We start from the raw sequence: 16,547 nt of genomic DNA on the forward strand, positions 1-16,547 counted from the left end.
CCATTCATCTGCAGAAAGCGATGTCCAACGAAGATTTCAAACAGGCCGCCCTCGACTATCACCGCATGTCGCCGCCGGGCAAGATCAAGGTCACGGCGACCAAGCCGATGCTGACCCAGCGCGACCTGTCGTTGGCCTATTCGCCGGGCGTGGCCCACGCCTGTGAAGCCATCATGGCCGACCCGCAGCAGGCCAGCGAGCTCACCGCCCGCGGCAACCTGGTGGCGGTGATTTCCAACGGCACCGCGGTGCTGGGTCTAGGCAACATCGGCCCGCTGGCCGGCAAGCCGGTGATGGAAGGCAAGGGCGTGCTGTTCCAGAAGTTCGCCGGCATCGATGTGTTCGACATCGAGATCAATGAAAACGACCCGGACAAGCTGGTCGACATCATCGCCTCGCTGGAGCCGACCTTCGGCGGCATCAACCTGGAAGACATCAAGGCCCCGGAATGCTTCGTGGTGGAGCGCAAGCTGCGCGAGCGCATGAACATCCCGGTGTTCCATGACGACCAGCACGGCACGGCGATCATCGTGGGCGCGGCGGTGCTCAACGCCATGGTGGTGACCGGCAAGAAGATCGAAGAGGTCAAGCTGGCCACGACCGGCATGGGCGCGGCCGGCGTGTCCTGCGTGAACATGCTGGTCTCGCTGGGCCTGAAGCCGGAAAACATCCTGGCCTTCGACCGCGAAGGCGTGATCCACACCGGCCGTGCCGACCTGGACCCGGAAAAGAAGCGCTACGCACGCGACACCGACAAGCGCACGCTGGCCGAGATCGTCGACGGCGCCGATATCTTCCTGGGCCTGTCGGCCCCGGGCATCCTCACCGCGGACATGGTCAAGACCATGGCCAAGGACCCGGTGATCTTCGCGCTGGCCAACCCGACTCCGGAAATCATGCCGGAAGTGGCGCGCAGCGTGCGCCCGGACGCGCTGATCGGCACCGGCCGTTCGGACTATCCGAACCAGATCAACAACGTGCTGTGCTTCCCGTACCTGTTCCGCGGTGCGCTGGACGTGGGCGCCACCGCGATCAACGAAGAAATGAAGATCGCCTGCGTGCACGCGATCGCCGCGATGGCGCGCCGCGAGGCCAGCGACCTGGGCTCGGCGTATGGCGATGACACCCCGAGCTTCGGCCGCGATTACCTGATTCCGCGTCCGTTCGACCGCCGCCTGCTGGTGGAGCTGTCGGCCGCCGTGGCGCAGGCCGCGATGGATTCCGGCGTGGCCACGCGGCCGGTCGCCGACATGGGCGCCTACCGCGAGAAGCTGGCCCAGTTCGTCTACCGCACCAGCCTGATGATGAAGCCGGTGTACGACCGTGCGCGCGCCGACAAGCAGCGCGTGGTGTATGCCGAAGGCGAAGAAGAAGTGGTGCTGCGCGCGGTGCAGAACGTGGTTGATGAAGGCCTGGCCTTGCCGATCCTGATCGGCCGCCCGGACGTGATCGAATCGCGCATCGAGCGCATGGGCCTGCGCATGAAGGCGGGCGTCGATTTCGACATCACCAACATCAACGACGATCCGCGCTTCAACGAATACTGGCAGTACTACCACAACCTCACCGGCCGTCGCGGCGTGACGGTGGCGGCGGCCAAGAACCTGATGCGTTCGCGCCCGACCCTGATCGCGGCGGTGATGGTCGCGCGCGGCGAAGCCGATGCGCTGCTCACCGGCGTGGTCGGTCGCTTCCACAAGAAGCTGGGCTACGTGCGCAGCGTGCTGCCGCTGGAGCCGAAGGTCACCTCGACCTCGGCGATGACCGGCGTGATCAACCAGCAGGGCGTGTTCTTCTTCGTGGACACCCACGTGCAGGAAGACCCCACGGCAGAGCAGATCTGTGAAGCCACGCTGCAGGCGGCCTACCGCATGAAGCTGTTCGGGATCGAACCGAAGGTGGCGCTGCTGTCGCACTCCAACTTCGGCAGCCACGATTCCAAGGACGCGTTGAAGATGCGCACCGTGCGCGAGCTGCTGCTCAAGCGCAACCCGCGGTTGAACGTGGACGGTGAAATGCAGGGCGACACCGCATGGGACGAAGCGCTGCGCCAGAAGCTGCTGCCGGACAGCACGCTGAAGGGCCGCGCCAACCTGTTCGTGCTGCCGAACCTGGAAGCGGCCAACATCGCCTACAACCTGGTGCGCGTGTTCACCGACGGCGTGGCGATCGGTCCGATCCTGATGGGCGTGGCCAAGCCGGCGCACATCCTGACCACCAGCGCGACCTCGCGCCGCGTGCTCAACATGACCGCGATCGCGGCCGTGGATGCGCAAATTCGCAAGCAGCTGGAATCAGAGAAGGCGTAAAGCCTTCTCTGCTTCCAGCGCGGGACGCGCATCGCGCAACGCGAATGGGTAGCTACCGACCGTTGGTCGGTAGACCTTGAAGAAGGGACCGGTGCACCGCACCGGTCCCTTTTGCATTTGATGTTTCCCCGTGTACCGACCAACGGTCGATACCCACCGCGCGAGATGGCCGCAACCTCCCCGCAGCCCCGCCGTCACCACCCTGCAACCTGCCACGGGCCAAATACCCCCACGCGGCCCGGCTTGGCGGTGGTCCCCAGGACCCTGCCACCCCGGGCCCGACCACTTCCCCCCCTCTGGAACGACGCCATGCGCACTCGTCCTTCGAAGCGGTACTTCAAGCAGCTGTTCGCGCTGTACGCCGGCCTGGTCGGCGCCCGGTAGAGCCGGGCTCTGCCCGGCTGCTCTTCGTTCCGGCACCGCGAAGCCACGCAGGGCGTGGCTCTACCTTGTGTTCTGGCACCGCGCGGACACGCATGGCGTGTCCCTACGCGGGTTCCGGCACTGCTTGGACACGCATGGCGTGTCCCTACGCGGTTTTGGCGGTGCCTGGATCGGCTGGGCGTGCGCGGATGCCGCGTAGCGACACGCCATGCGTGTCCCACGCGGTCCCGACGCGCCCGATCCGTTACGGCGCCGACGGGGCCAGCAACTCCACTTCGGCCAGCTGCATCCGGCCCGGCCCTTCGATGCGCAAGCGGTACTCGACATAACGGCCCGGCTTGGCAATCCGGAACGGACGGGTCTGCTGCTGCCACTGGAACGTCTCACCGCTGCGCTGGTCCAGGGTGACCCAGCTGCCGCCGGCCTTGCGCGCTTCCAGCGTCCACTTGCCGCCACGGATCGCTGCATTGCCGCTGGTCAAGGTGTACATGGAGGGCGCGCCGTCGGCCACCCTGCTGAACACGACGTTGCCCTTGCCACCGAACGGCACCACGGTGCCCGCATCGTCATCCACCAGCGCGGCCAGCGCCTTCCCATCCTCCAGCTGCGCACGCGCACCCTTGCCCAGCAGGTCATGCAGCAGCGCAGGGCGCTCACCGCGTGCGGTCAGCGAACGCGGTGCGTCGTCCGGGCCGGTGCCCCAGGTGGACGGCGCCGGGCCCATCTCGAAGTCCAGGGTGGCGCCCTTGGCGATCACCTCATGCGGCACCCACGTCTTCGTCCACGGCTGGCCGTTGATCTTCAACGACTGCACGTAGATGTTGCGGTCCGAATTGGCCGGTGCGTTCACCGTGAGCACGGCGCCGCCCTGCAGTTCCACCCGGGCGTGCTTGAAGGCCGGCGAACCGATCGCGTATTCCGGCGACCCCATGCGCAGCGGGTACAGGCCCAGCGAGGCCAGCACGTACCAGGCCGAGGTTTCGCCGTTGTCCTCATCGCCCGGATACCCCTGGCCGATCTCGCTGCCCACGTACAGGCGCGACAGGATCTCGCGCACGTGCTGCTGGGTCTTCCACGGCTGCCCCGCGTACAGGTACATCCACGGGATGTGGTGCGAGGGCTGGTTGCTGTGCGCGTACATGCCCATGCGCACATCGCGCGCTTCGGTCATCTCGTGGATGGTGCCGCCATAGGAGCCGGAGAATTTCGGATCTGCGGTTTCCGGTGTGCTGAAGAAGGTGTCCAGCTTTGCAGCCAGCTTCTCGCGGCTACCGTACAGCCCGGCCAGGCCTTCGCCGTCATGCGCGGCGGTGAAGGCGAAGGTCCAACCGTTGGATTCGGTGTAGTCGTGGCCCCAGATGCGTGCGTCGTAGTCCTTGGCGTCCACGCGCCAGCTGCCGTCGTCGTTGCGGCCCTGGAAGAAGCCGGCGGCCGGGTCGAACACCGTGGCGTAGGTGCCGGCGCGGTGGCGGAAATAGTCGGCCTCCGTGCTGTAGCGTTCGCGCAGGGCGGCAGTGGTGGCACGCTTGGCCAGTGCGTCGGCCATGTTGGCGATGCCGAAGTCGTTGAGCGCGCCTTCCATCGTCCACGACATGCCTTCATGCACGTCGGCGCTGGCGTAGCCGCGGAACGTGCTCTTGTCCATGCCCTTGCGGCCCACGTGACGATCTGGCGGGACCACGGTGGCGTTGCGCAGGGCTGCCTGGTAGGCCTCGGCCGCGTCGAAGCCGGTGATGCCCTTCAGGTACGCATCGGCGAAGGCCACGTCCGAACTGGTGCCCACCATCAGGTCGGCATAGCCCGGCGAGGACCAGCGCGCCACCCAGCCACCGGCGCGGTACTGCTCCAGGAAGCCCTGCACCAGGGCGCCGGCATCGTCCGGGGTGAACAGCGCATACGCCGGCCAGGTGGTGCGGAAGGTATCCCAGAAGCCGTTGTTGACGTAGACCTTGCCGTCGCGGATCGGGGCGAAGCTGCGCACCGCGCTGCCGTCGGTGTTGTCGTCCTCGGCGCTGGCCTGGCTGGCGTAGCGCCAGTCCGGAGCGGCGGCGGTACCGGCGTTTTCATACCCGGAGTTGGGGTACAGGTACAGGCGATACAGGCTGGAGTAAAGCGTGGTCTTCTGGTCGTCGCTGGCCTGGCCGATGTCGAAGCGGGCCAGGCGCTGGTCCCACGCGTCCTGGGCGCGGCCGGCCACCGTGGCCAGGGTGTCACCGGCGGCGATTTCCAGCGCCAGGTTGTGGCGGGCCTGCTCGACCGAAATCAGCGAGGTGGCGATGCGCATGGTCACCCGGCGCTCGCTGCCGGGGTCGAACTTGATGTAGCCGGTGGGGCGGCCGCTGTCGATGCGTCCACTGCTGCGCCACGGCTTGTCGAAGCTGGCTACGACGTACATGCGGGTGGCGCCGTTGGACAGGCCGCTGCGCACATCGGTGTAGCCCGAAAGGGTCTGCGTGCCCGCATCCAGGGTCAGCCCACCGCGCGCGTCGATGTTGTCGAACAGCAGGTTGGCGTCGCCGTCCTTCGGGAAATCGAACTGGAACAGCGCGGCATGGTCGGTCGGCGCGATGGCGGCGGCGATGCCATTGTCGAAGCGCACCGAATAACGGTACGGGCGTGCGCTTTCGTTGTCGCGCGAGAACGACAGCGCGCGCTTGGTGCGGTCGGCTTCCGGCACGCCCCGGGTGGCCGAGGGCATCACCTGGAAGGTCTGGCGGTCGCCCATCCACGGGCTGGGCTGGTGGCTCAGCGCCAGGGCCTGCAGCTGCGGGCGGTTGGCGGCATTGTTCTGTTCGTTCCAGCGGTACAGCCAGTTCAGTGCGCCGGCATCGGTCACCGGGGTCCAGAAGTTGAACCCGTGCGGTACCGCCGTGGCGGGGAAGTTGTTGCCGCGCGAGAAGGTGCCGTTGGCCTGGGTGCCACGGGTGGTCAGCACCCAGTCGGACGGCCGCGCGGGGGTGTTGCGCGGCTGGTTGTCCAGGCGCACGTCATCGATCCAGCCCGACACCGGCGCGCCGTCGGCGCTGGCCAGCGCAAGTTCCACGCCGACCACGCGGCGACCGCGCAGGGCGGCCACGTCGCCCAGGCGCACCGACTTGTGCGCCCATTGCTGCGGGTACAGGGTCTTGGAGTCGCCCTGCGCCTTGGCGCCCAGCGCAACGCCATGCAGGTCGCGCACATCGCTGGCCGAGACGCGGCTGCCGTCGTCCAGCACCAGGTCAAGCGAGACATAGGTGGACGCCACGGTATCGCCGCCCACGATTTCCGGCAGCACCAGCCACGACAGGATGGTATCGGCGTCGATGCTCACGTCGGTGCTGAACAGCCTGGTGCTGGCAGTGCCGCCGGCGCTGGCGTAGTGCAGGGCGCGCAAGCCGCTGTAGCCAACGCCCGGTTTGGCCGCATACGGCGCTTCCGGTCCCTTGCCGATCTTCAGCTGCACGCCGCCGGTGCCGCTCTGCGGGGCCGGTTCGCCGGGCTCGAAGGAGGTCTGCAGGCCCTGCGCGAAGGCAGGCGAGCAGGCCAGGGCAAGCGCGAGCGGAAGCAGGGCGCGGCGGGCAGGGCGGGGGTGCGGCTGGGTCATGCAGGGATCTCCCGGGTGGGACAGGCGGCAGGGCAAGCCCGCATCGGCGACCTCGGCAGACAGCAGCACCCCGGCCGCCCATGGGGGCAGTCGAAGCGATGCAGGTCCGGCGGGGGACGGGCCATGCGATCGGGTGTTTTGATCGGAACGCAGCCGATCCTGCAACAGCCCGGGCGGGTATGGCAAGTGAAATTAGTTCGATCTAAACCCGGAAAAATCGCGGATCGCTGTTCCCGGCAGGGTCGCCCCGCGGCGACCGCCCGCCGCCCGCCCTGCGCCCCGGGTGCTAGAATCGAGCCCTTCGCACCCCCAATCTGTGTCCACGCCATGAGCCATACCGCCACCGCGCCCGCCAATGCCGAAAAGCGTTACACCGTGCACCGCAGCGATCTGCCGCTGAGCTGCCCGACGCCGGAAATGGCGCTGTGGAACTCGCACCCGCGCGTGTATCTGCCGATCGAAGACGAGCCCAACGGCAAAGCCGCGTGCCCGTACTGCGGGTCGGTCTTCGAGCTGGCCGACTGAGCTGGCAGGACCGCACGTGCGCCGACTGACCGTGGTGCAGCTGCTGCCGGCGCTGCACTCCGGCGGGGTCGAGCGCTCCACGCTTGAAATCGCCGCGGCGCTGGTCGCGGCCGGGCACCGCGCGATCGTGGTGTCAGCCGGGGGCCGCCTGGTCGAGCCGCTGCTGGCCAGCGGCGCCGAACACCTCACCCTGGATATCGGCAGGAAGTCGCTGTGGACGCTGCGCCACGTGCGCACGCTGCGCAACCTGCTGGCGGAAACCCGCGCCGATATCGTGCATGCGCGCTCGCGCCTGCCGGCCTGGCTCGGGCTGTACGCCGTCCGCAACCTGCCGGCGGCCGCGCGCCCGCACTGGGTCACCACCGTGCATGGGCTGAATTCGCCCAGCCGCTACAGCGCGGTGATGACCAGCGGCGAGCGGGTGATCTGCGTGTCCAATTGCGTGCGTGAGTTCGTGCTTGCGCATTACCCGAGCGTGCCTCCCGAGCGCCTGCAGGTGATCCCGCGTGGCGTGGATCCTGCCCAGTTCCCGCGCGTGGGCGGCAATGACCGGCGTCCGCGCCTGGCGGTGGCCGCGCAGCATCCGGCACTGGCCGGCGAGGCACCGCTGCTGCTGTTGCCCGGGCGTGGCACCCGGCTCAAGGGCCATGGCCACGCGCTGACCCTGCTGGCCGGGCTGCATGCGGCCGGCGTGCCGGCGCGGTTGTGGATGCCGGGTACCCGCGAGCCCGGACGCGAGCGCTATGTGGAGGAGCTGGAAGCGCAGGCGCGCGCGTTGGGCATCGCCGAGGCGGTGCTGATGACGCCCCCCACCGCGCGCATCGCCGAGGCCTACGCGGCGAGCAATCTGGTCCTGCAGCTGTCGGACAAGCCCGAAGCCTTTGGTCGCACCGTGGTCGAGGCGCTGTCGGTGGGCCGGCCTGTACTGGGCTGGAACCAGGGCGGCGTGGGCGAGCTGCTGCAACAACTGCAGCCGTCCGGCGCGGTACCCTTGGGTGACGCCGAAGCACTGCTGGCGCGCGCGCTGCAGCTGCTGGCGCAGCCGCCTTCGCTGCCGTCGCGTATTCCGTTCACCCTGCAGGCGATGCAACGTGACACGCTCCAGCTCTATACCTCCCTCGCTGGCTGAGCCGCTCACGGCACCGGGTTCGCCGGGCTTCCGTGCCGGCCGCTGGGCGCCATGGTGGGTGATCGCCTACGTGGCGCTGCTGCCGTTGCCCGGCATCGCCGAAACCGTACTCGGGCTCGGTGCGCTGTATGCGGCGGCGCGCATGGTGCAGCTGCGCCTGCAGGGCAAGCAGCGCATGCTGAGCAGCCCGGCGTGGGCACTGACCAGCATCCTGTTCCTGGGCTACTGGCTGCCGCAGGCATTTTCCACCTTCGATGCAATCGACCCGGGCGCGGCATGGCGCAAGACCGCCGCCGGCCTGCGCTACCTGCCTTTCATGTGGCTGGTGGCCATTGCGGTGGCCACCCCGGAGCGGCGTGCGCTGACCTTGAAGGGCATTGCCGCGATCACCGGGGTGTGGACGCTGGATGCCCTGGCGCAGGCAGCGCTCGGCACCAGCCCGTTGTTCTGGTCGATGGACCAGTTGAAGTGGGCGATCAGCGGGTATGGCCTGTGCGCGCCGGCGGAGATGGCAGCGGCCGATCGCCTCAGTGGCGTCCTCGGGCCATGCAACCTGAAATTCGGGCAGGTGCTGGCGAGCCTGTCGCCGTTCCTGTTGTTTGCTGCCGCGGCGCGCTTCGGTCGCTGGGGCTGGGTGGTGGCGGCCCTGGCCGTGGGCGTGGTGCTGGTGCTGGCCGGTTCGCGTGCGGCATGGCTGACCTATGCGCTGGTGCTGGCGTTTTCGGGCTGGCGCCTGCTGGGCGCACGCGGCTTGATGGCCTGCGTCGCATTGGGGCTGGTGGTGGCGGTCGGGCTGGGCGTGGGTTCCAGCCAGGTCCGTGAGCGCCTGGCGCGCACCGCGATGGCCTGGGAAGGCGAAAGCGATGGGGTCAACCAGGCGTTGTCCGGGCGCGCCCAGATCTGGGCGGCGGCGGGCTGCATGATCGAGCAGCACCCGGTCAACGGCGTGGGCGCGCGCGGCTTCCGCGACGCCTACCCGCAGTGCAATCCAACCCCCGAGCACCCGGAAGTGTGGGGCGACGGCCCGGCCCTGCATGCCCATCAGATCCTGCTGGAAATCCTGGCCGAAACCGGCGTCCTGGGCCTGTTGCTGTGGCTGGCCGCCACCGCCCAAGCGTGGCGCGCCTGGCGCTTTGCGCCGATGGCGGCGCGCGAACGCGCGCGCCCGGCAATGCTCGCGCTGGCGGTCACCGTGTTCCCGCTCAACACCCACCTGGCGTTCTATTCCACCTTCTGGGGCGGCCTGACCCTGCTGCTGGCCGCGCTGTACGCCGGCAGCCTGCTGGCCAGCGACGAACCGAACGAAGGGTAAACGCAACGTAGAGCCACGCCCTGCGTGGCTGGCGCCATGCCAGGGCTAGACGCGGATGCCGTTGGCATCGCGCTTGACCTGACACCTCACAGCCACGCAGGGCGTGGCTCTACGCGCAGGTGAGGGATTCGGTGATGCCGGGCTTGCTTCGGCTTGGGCACTCTGTTCGCATGTCCAGTCCCCGACTTCGACGTCATCGCGTTTCCCAAACCGGGTATCTCTACATCCTTACCACTGTGGTGCATGGTCGGCGCAGGCTGTTTGCCGATGCCGCCAATGCGGAGGCGGTCATCGATTCGCTTCGCCATGTCGAGCGCTGCGGCCGCAGCCGGTCCATGGCGTGGGTGGTGATGCCCGATCATGTGCATTGGCTGATGGAACTTCGGCGCGGTACGTTGGCGAGTTGCATGAATGTCTTCAAGTCTTACAGCAGCCGCCGGTTGGGGGGTGGCAAGGTGTGGCAACACGGCTACTACGATCACGCGATCCGTACCGACGAGTCCTTGCAACATGCTGCGCGCTACATCGTAGCCAATCCCCTCCGCGCCGGTCTGGCCGAGAGCATTGGCGAATACCCGTACGCATGGTGCCGCTGGGATCTGTAGAGCCACGCCCTGCGTGGCTGCTCTTCGCTCGGCACCGCGCAGCCACGCAGGGCGTGGCTCTACGGCGGGGCACCGCGCAGCCACGCAGGGCGTGGCTCTACGGCAGGGCACCGCGCAGCCACGCAGGGCGTGGCTCTACGGCGGGGCACCGCGCAGCCACGCAGGGCGTGGCGTTACTTGTAGAAATCGCTTCTGCCGCCGGGCTGGCGCTTGAAGCGGCGGTGGATCCACAGGTATTGGTCGGGGGCTTCGCGCACCATGGCTTCGATGGCCTGGTTCACCCGTGCGGTGTCCGCTTCTACGTCGTCGCTGGGGAAGTTCTCCAGCGGTGCGCCTATCTTCAGGAAGTATTTCCCGCCCTCGCGACGGTGGAAATACGGAATCACCGCACACCCGGTCATCCGCGCCAGCTGGTGGGTGGCGGTGATGGTCGACGCGGTGTGGCCGAAGAACGGCACGAACACGGTGTCCTTGCCGCGCATGTCCTGGTCCGGGGCATACCACAGGAATCCGCCCTTCTTCAGGTGGCGCACGGTGGCGCGGATGTCCTCGTTGGCGTACATCGCCTTGGCATAGCGCAGCCGGCCGAACTTCACCGCCCACTCGTAGACCGGGTTGCGGTGCTTGCGGTACATGCCCGACAGGTCGACGTGGTCGCACAGCAGCCGCCCGCACATTTCCAGGGTCATGAAGTGGCCCGAGACCAGCAGCACTCCGCGGCCTTCGGCCTGCATGCGGTGCAGGTGCTCCAGGCCTTCCACCTGCACCTTCGGGCGGATGCTGTCGATGCTGCCCCACCAGGCCCGGGCGAACTCGAAGATGCCCACGCCCAGCGCATCGAAGCTGTCGCGCAGCAGGCGCTGGCGCCAGGCGTCGTCCTTCTCCGGGAAGCACAGCTTGAGGTTCACCTCGGCCGCGCGCCGGCGGCTGCTGGCCACGTGGTAGGCCACGGTGCCCACGCCCCGGCCGAGCGCGCGCTGCAGGCCCCACGGCAGGCGGGCAATGCCGAAGGCCAGGAAGATGAAGGCGAAGGTCGGCCAATGGCGCGGGTTGCGCAGGGACGGCCGGGTGGCGGTGGAAGCGTTATCGGACATGCCCCGATTCTAAGTCATGCGTCCGTTGCGGTGCGTCGCCCCGTCCCCGCATGTCTTTCCCGGTGCCGCTCCCGTATCCTCTGCGCATGCGTAAAAGCCCTGTCGAATGGATCCTGCGCGGCCTGTATTCGGTCGTGCTGTACCTGCTGTTGCCGATCACGGTGTACCACCTGGTCTGGCGCGGCTTCCGGGTGCGTGAATACTTCCAGCGCTGGGACGAGCGCTACGCCTCCTATCCGCAACCCACCGGCCAGCCCCGGGTCTGGCTGCACGCGGTGTCGGTGGGCGAGGTCAATGCGGCGGCGCCGCTGGTCAATGCCCTGCGTGCGCTGCGCCCGGACATCCGCTGGGTGATCACCACGATCACCCCCACCGGCTCGGAACGGGTGCGCTCGCTGTGGGGCGATGCGGTCGACCATGTCTACCTGCCCTATGACGTGCCTGGCAGCGTCGGCCGCTTCCTCGGCCACTTCAAGCCCAGCCTGGCGCTGATCCTGGAAACCGAGCTGTGGCCGAACCTGCTGTTCGGCTGCCGTGACCGCGGCATTCCGGTGTATATCCTCAATGCGCGGCTGTCGGCGCGGTCGCTGCGCGGCTACCGCCTGCTGCGCCCGCTGATCGAGCGCACCCTGCGCACGGTTACCTGCGTGGCCGCGCAGTCGGCCGACGATGCCGAACGTTTCATCCAGCTGGGCGCGCTGCCCGAGCAGGTGCGGCCGCTGGGCAACCTGAAGTTCGACATCGCCACGCCGAACGTGCGCGAGTTCACCGCGCATTTCCACGCCGCGGTGCCGGGCGCGCGCCCGGTGTGGATCGCCGCCAGCACCCATGAAGGCGAGGAGCAGTCGATCATCGACCTGCACCGGCGCCTGCGTGCCGAGGTTCCCGGCCTGCTGCTGCTGTGGGCGCCGCGTCACCCCGAGCGGTTCCCGCGGGTGGAAGCGCTGGCGCGCGAGCAGGGCTGGAAGGTCAGCACCCGCCGCCAGCAGCAGTGGCCGCAGCCGGACAGCGACGTGTTCGTGATCGATACGCTGGGCGAGCTGATGGCGTTCTACGGCTGCGCACAGGTGGCGTTCGTCGGCGGCAGCCTGCAGCCGATCGGCGGCCACAATCTGCTGGAACCGGCCGCGATGGGCACGGCTACGGTGACCGGCCCGCACCTGCACAACTTCTCCGAGATCTCCCGGCGCATGCGCGAAGCCGGTGCGGTGGTGATCGCCGATGACGTGGCAGGGGTCGGCGATGCCCTGCTGACCCTGCTGCAGGACGCGCAGGAACGCGAGGACATGGCCAGCGCCGGCTGCGCGCTGGTGAGCAACGGACGTGGCGCGTTGAAGCGCACCGTGGAACTGATCGCACCGCAGCTGCCGCCGCCGCTGGAATGAAGGGCCACCGCCCAACCCCGATGCTGGCTCTACGGCCGATTTGCCCGTGGTCCTGGCGCATTAAAAAAAAGCCACCTTCGCAGGTGGCTTTTTCATTTCCGGGTTACCGCTGGATCACTGGCTGTTGACCGTCGTGCTCGGCGCGGCGGCCTGCTGGGTCAGCAGGCGGTTGATGTCCTGCAGTTCGGCGATGTCCAGCACGCCGACCGCCTGGCCCAGCTGCAGGCGGTTCTGCAGGAAGGTGTAGCGGGCGTTGGCGTACTCGAGCTGGGCCGAGAACAGGATGCGCTGGTTCTGGATCACGTCCAGCACGGTGCGGGTACCCACTTCCAGGCCAACCTGCGAGGCGTCATAGGCGCTCTGCGCGGACACCACCGCCAGGCGGCGCGCTTCCACTTCGCTGATGCCCGCCACCAGGGTCTGGTAGGCGTTGCGGGTGTTGCGGTCCAGGGCGCGCTTCTGCTGCTCGTAGCCGTCCTGGGCGATGTCGCGCTGGGCCAGGGCCTGGCGCACGCCGGATTGGGTGGCGCCGCCGGAGAAGATTGGCACGCTCAGGGTCAGGCCGACGCTGTTGCTGCGCGCGTCCGGGCTGAAGTTGGAACCGCTGCCGACCACGTCGCCCCAGCTGGCCTGGCGGCCCACGCTGGCGCCCAGCGACAGGGTCGGGAGGTGGCCGGCGCGCGCTGCCGACACACTGGCTTCGGCCGCGCTCACCTGCAGTTCCTGCGCCTTCAGCGCCGGGTTCTGCGCGACGGCTTCGTTGACCAGCTGGTCGACGGTGGCGTACTTGGCCGGCAGTTCCGGACGGAAGTCGGCCGGCAGGGCGCGCAGGTCGGTCACCGGCTGGCCGGTCAGTTCGGTCAACGCCTGGTAGGCGTCGGCCAGGGTGTTCTGCGCGATGATGGTGTTGGCGCGGGCCTGGTCGTACTGGGCGCGCGCTTCATGCACGTCGGTGATCGGGGCCAGGCCTACTTCCAGGCGCTTGTCGGCGAAGTCGAACTGCTTCTTCGCCGCCGCTTCGTTGGTCTGCGCCGCCGACAGCGATTCGATGGCCACCAGCACGTTGAAGTACGCCGCCGAGGTGCGCACGATCAGGTCGTCGTTGGCCGAATCCAGGGTAAAGTCCGCAGCCTTGCTCAGCTCGCGCTGCGCGCGCAGGTTGGCGAACTGGGTGAAGTTGATCAACGTCTGCGAACCACTGATCCCGTAAGTGCGGTTCTTGGTGGTGTACGAGTCCGAGCTCACGTCGTGGTTCGGGTTGGTGCGGTTGCGGGTGAGCGAGGCCTCACCGTTGATCTGCGGCAGCAGCGCCGCACGCGCCTGCACGGCGCCTTCCTTGTCGAACAGACGGGTCGATTCTGCGGCGGACAGCTGCGGATCGCCATTGCGCGCCATTTCGTAGACCTGCAGCAGGTCGGCGGCAGAGGCGGTCATGGGCAGCAGCGCGGCGGCCAGCGCAATAGCGAGGGATCGGCGGATCATTGCGGCTTCCTTGGACTCAGAGATGGAACTGGGGTGCCGGCGCGGCACCGCGCAGGTAGTCGATATCGGTTTCAAACAGGGATTCCTGGCTGCCGTCGGCCTTGACCAGCACCGCTTCCATCACCGGGGCACGGCCATGGATGACGAACAGGCGACCGTTCGGGCGCAGCCATTGGATGAAACGGGCCGGGATGGTGTCCACCGCGCCGGTGACGCAGATGGCATCAAAGCGACGCTCGGTGTCCCAGGTCAATGCGTCGGCCGTCTCGATGCGGACGTTGTTGCCGAGGGAGGCGGCATCCAGGCGCGCACGGGCGGCAGCGGCCAGGGTGGGATCGATTTCCAGGCTCAGCACTTCGCGGGCCAGTTCGCCCATGCAGGCGCTCAGGAAGCCGCTGCCGGTGCCGATTTCCAGCACTTCATCGCCCGCCTGCAGGTTCAGCGCCTGCAGGGTACGGCCTTCGATGACCGGCTTCATCATCTTCGCGCCATTGCCCAGCGGCAGTTCAATATCGGCATAGGCGAGGGCGCGGTGCGCATCGGCGACGAACGCCTCCCGCGGCAAACGTGCCAGTACATCAAGCACGCGGATGTCCAGCACGTCCCAGGGACGGATCTGCTGTTCAACCATCAGTTCGCGGGCGTGGGCGTAATCGATCGTCATGGGGGTTCTCAATCCAGCGCAAGGGGCCGGCCATTTTACCGGTGCCGGGAGCCGGCGGCGCGCTGAGAGCATCGCTGCCGTCGCGCCGGGGTCGCAGTGCCGGAAGTCACCGCGACCTCCGGTCCATTCATGTTGTCATCACCGCAGCGGGCGGGTGGCGTACGCCCTCAGGAAAAATTCAACGCTGGCGGCCACATGGGCGTCGGCGTCGCACTCGGCCGGGGCCGGTCGCAGCCCGCACATCATATGCGTATGCAGCTCGCCTTTGATCAGGGTGAAGAACTGCAGGGCGGCGGTGTGGAAGTCGCTGATCTCCAGCTCGCCGCGCTCGGTGCGCGCACGCAGGAACTCGGCCAGGGCATCGCTGGTGCGCTGCGGGCCGGCCAGCCAGAACATCTCGCGGATCCGGTCGTCGGTGTCCGGCGCCATCATCACCCGCTGCACGGCGACTGCCGCCGGCGAGGTGATCATGGTGAAGAAGGCCCGGCCGATGCCCAGCAGCTGCTCGCGCAGGGCGCCGTCGGCATCGGTGACGAACAGCGCGTCGGGCAGCATCTCAACGCAGGTAGATTTCACAGCTTCGGTGAAAAGGGTCTCTTTGTCGCCGAAATGACTGTAAACGGTCAGCTTGGAGACGCCGGCCTGGGCCGCGATGCTGTCCATGCTGACGCCGCTGTACCCCTGTTCAACGAACAATGCCTTGGCCGCTTCCAGGATCGAGGCGCGCTTGCCCAGATCCTTCGGACGGCCGGGTCCGGCGGCCTTGGCAGCGGGCTTGGACGGGGCGGTAGCGGCAGTGCGGGCAGTCATCCAAACAATACTAGACCAATCGGTTCGATATTTATACTATACCGACTGGTTCACTATTAGCCGTCGTGGAATGGAGTGTTGCCTCCACGCGGTTCCCCCCGGTACTTCAAGGTCCGAGACCTCATGAACAACGTGCGATGGATGAGCGGTGGGCTGCTGGCGTTGATGCTGGCAGCGTGTGGCAAACAGGATGTCGAGCCGGCCGCGCCGACCCCGGTGCTGGTGGTGCAGCCCGGCACCGTGAGCGGGCAGGAAGTGGCGGCATACCCGGGCGAGGTGCATGCGCGCGAGGAAAGCCCGCTGTCGTTCCGGGTCGGCGGCAACCTGGTCAAGCGCCATGTCGATGCCGGCCAGCGCGTGCGCAAGGGCGACCTGCTGGCGGAACTGGATGCGGCCGACTTCGCCTCGCAGGCGAGCGCGTCGCAGGCGCAGCTGGCCGCGGCCGAAGCCGACCTGGTGCGCGCCCGCGACGACCAGAAGCGCTACGCCACGCTCGCCCAGCAGCAGCTGGTCAGCCAGTCCACCCTCGATGCGCAGACCGCCGCGTTCAAGGCCGCGCAGGGCCAGGCCAATGCCGCGCGTGCCAACCTGGCCGTGGCCCGCAACCAGACCGGGTATGCGCAGCTGCGCGCTCCGGCCGACGGCGTGATCGCCAGCCGCCAGGCCGAAGCCGGGCAGGTGGTGGGCGCCGGGCAGACGGTGTTCACCCTGGCGGCCGATGGCGGCCGCGAGGTGCTCATCGCACTGCCGGAAAGCAACATCCGCGATTACAAGGTCGGCCAGCAGGTGCAGGTGGAACTGTGGAACGCGCCGGGCCAGATGCTGCCGGGCACGATCCGCGAGATCGCCCCGGCTGCCGATGCGCAGGGCCGCACCTACGCCACCCGGGTCAGCCTGGCGCCGGAAGCGGCGGCGGAAGTGGAGCTGGGCCAGAGCGCGCGCGTGTTCGCCGCCGCCGGCCGCGCCGGCACCCTGCAGGTGCCGCTGGGCGCGGTGCTGCGCGGTACCGAGGGCAGGGCCAGCGTGTGGGTGGTGAACCCGGCCGACGGCGCGATCAAGGCCACGCCGGTGACGGTGGGCGCTTACGGCCCCGACGCGGTGCCGGTGCTGTCCGGCGTCGCCGCGCAGGACTGGGTGGTAGCCGCCGGCGGCCACCTGCTGCGCGAAGGCCAGGTGGTGACCCCGGTGGACCGGCAGAACCGACCGGTGCTGAAGCCGGCCGCTGCCCCGGCCGCTGGCGCTGCCCGCGGCAAGGGGCACTGACC

12 protein-coding genes are annotated in these 16,547 nt (G+C 68.3%); 7 read left to right on the forward strand and 5 right to left on the reverse strand.

All coding sequences use genetic code 11. The features are described 5' to 3' along the window. Positions 1-20: 20 nt before the first annotated feature. Entirely contained in the window at positions 21-2,309 is a 2,289-nt protein-coding gene (locus tag FSZ13_RS09320; protein WP_145479248.1) for an NADP-dependent malic enzyme, read from the forward strand. A 628-nt stretch (positions 2,310-2,937) separates the two neighbouring features. Here FSZ13_RS09320 and FSZ13_RS09325 read toward each other — a convergent pair. Beyond that, complete coding sequence (locus FSZ13_RS09325) at positions 2,938-6,276, reverse strand: GH92 family glycosyl hydrolase (protein ID WP_145479249.1); 3,339 nt, start codon at positions 6,274-6,276, stop codon at positions 2,938-2,940. A 327-nt stretch (positions 6,277-6,603) separates the two neighbouring features. Between FSZ13_RS09325 and FSZ13_RS09330 the strand changes: the two genes are divergently transcribed. The 4 genes from FSZ13_RS09330 to FSZ13_RS09345 all read left to right on the forward strand — a co-directional run bounded on the left by FSZ13_RS09330 (position 6,604) and on the right by FSZ13_RS09345 (position 9,847). Further along, a complete protein-coding gene (locus FSZ13_RS09330) occupies positions 6,604-6,801 on the forward strand; it encodes a zinc-finger domain-containing protein (protein WP_145479250.1) in 198 nt (65 codons plus the stop codon). Between the two features lie 16 nt (positions 6,802-6,817). Beyond that, positions 6,818-7,930, forward strand: a complete 1,113-nt coding sequence (locus tag FSZ13_RS09335; protein ID WP_145479251.1) for a glycosyltransferase — start codon at positions 6,818-6,820, stop codon at positions 7,928-7,930. Continuing rightward, the gene (locus tag FSZ13_RS09340; RefSeq protein WP_428999986.1) at positions 7,911-9,242 is read left to right on the forward strand and encodes an O-antigen ligase family protein; all 1,332 of its coding nucleotides are present in this window, start codon (positions 7,911-7,913) and stop codon (positions 9,240-9,242) included. The genes FSZ13_RS09335 and FSZ13_RS09340 overlap by 20 nt, the downstream gene beginning before the upstream one ends. A gap of 170 nt (positions 9,243-9,412) precedes the next feature. Further along, on the forward strand, positions 9,413-9,847 hold the full coding sequence (locus FSZ13_RS09345; RefSeq protein ID WP_145479252.1) for an REP-associated tyrosine transposase: 435 nt from the start codon (positions 9,413-9,415) through the stop codon (positions 9,845-9,847). Positions 9,848-10,020: 173 nt separating this feature from the next. On the opposite strand, the gene FSZ13_RS09350 is transcribed toward FSZ13_RS09345, so the two are convergent. After that, entirely contained in the window at positions 10,021-10,941 is a 921-nt protein-coding gene (locus FSZ13_RS09350; protein WP_145479253.1) for an LpxL/LpxP family Kdo(2)-lipid IV(A) lauroyl/palmitoleoyl acyltransferase, read from the reverse strand. Between the two features lie 86 nt (positions 10,942-11,027). Between FSZ13_RS09350 and waaA the strand changes: the two genes are divergently transcribed. Next, positions 11,028-12,326: a lipid IV(A) 3-deoxy-D-manno-octulosonic acid transferase gene (waaA, locus tag FSZ13_RS09355; protein ID WP_145479254.1), complete on the forward strand. Its 1,299-nt coding sequence runs from the start codon at positions 11,028-11,030 to the stop codon at positions 12,324-12,326. 114 nt (positions 12,327-12,440) lie between these two features. On the opposite strand, the gene FSZ13_RS09360 is transcribed toward waaA, so the two are convergent. The 3 genes from FSZ13_RS09360 to FSZ13_RS09370 form a co-directional block, all read right to left on the reverse strand. Continuing rightward, the gene (locus FSZ13_RS09360) at positions 12,441-13,808 is read right to left on the reverse strand and encodes a TolC family outer membrane protein (protein WP_145479255.1); all 1,368 of its coding nucleotides are present in this window, start codon (positions 13,806-13,808) and stop codon (positions 12,441-12,443) included. Positions 13,809-13,824: 16 nt separating this feature from the next. Next, a complete protein-coding gene (locus FSZ13_RS09365; protein ID WP_145479256.1) occupies positions 13,825-14,472 on the reverse strand; it encodes a protein-L-isoaspartate O-methyltransferase family protein in 648 nt (215 codons plus the stop codon). A 138-nt stretch (positions 14,473-14,610) separates the two neighbouring features. After that, the gene (locus FSZ13_RS09370) at positions 14,611-15,282 is read right to left on the reverse strand and encodes a TetR/AcrR family transcriptional regulator (RefSeq protein WP_145479257.1); all 672 of its coding nucleotides are present in this window, start codon (positions 15,280-15,282) and stop codon (positions 14,611-14,613) included. A 123-nt stretch (positions 15,283-15,405) separates the two neighbouring features. Here FSZ13_RS09370 and FSZ13_RS09375 point away from each other — a divergent pair, with 123 nt between their 5' ends. After that, complete coding sequence (locus tag FSZ13_RS09375; RefSeq protein ID WP_145479258.1) at positions 15,406-16,545, forward strand: efflux RND transporter periplasmic adaptor subunit; 1,140 nt, start codon at positions 15,406-15,408, stop codon at positions 16,543-16,545. Positions 16,546-16,547 lie beyond the last annotated feature (2 nt).

The organism is Stenotrophomonas rhizophila (genome assembly GCF_007667275.1).
Lineage (GTDB): Bacteria > Pseudomonadota > Gammaproteobacteria > Xanthomonadales > Xanthomonadaceae > Stenotrophomonas > Stenotrophomonas maltophilia_AE.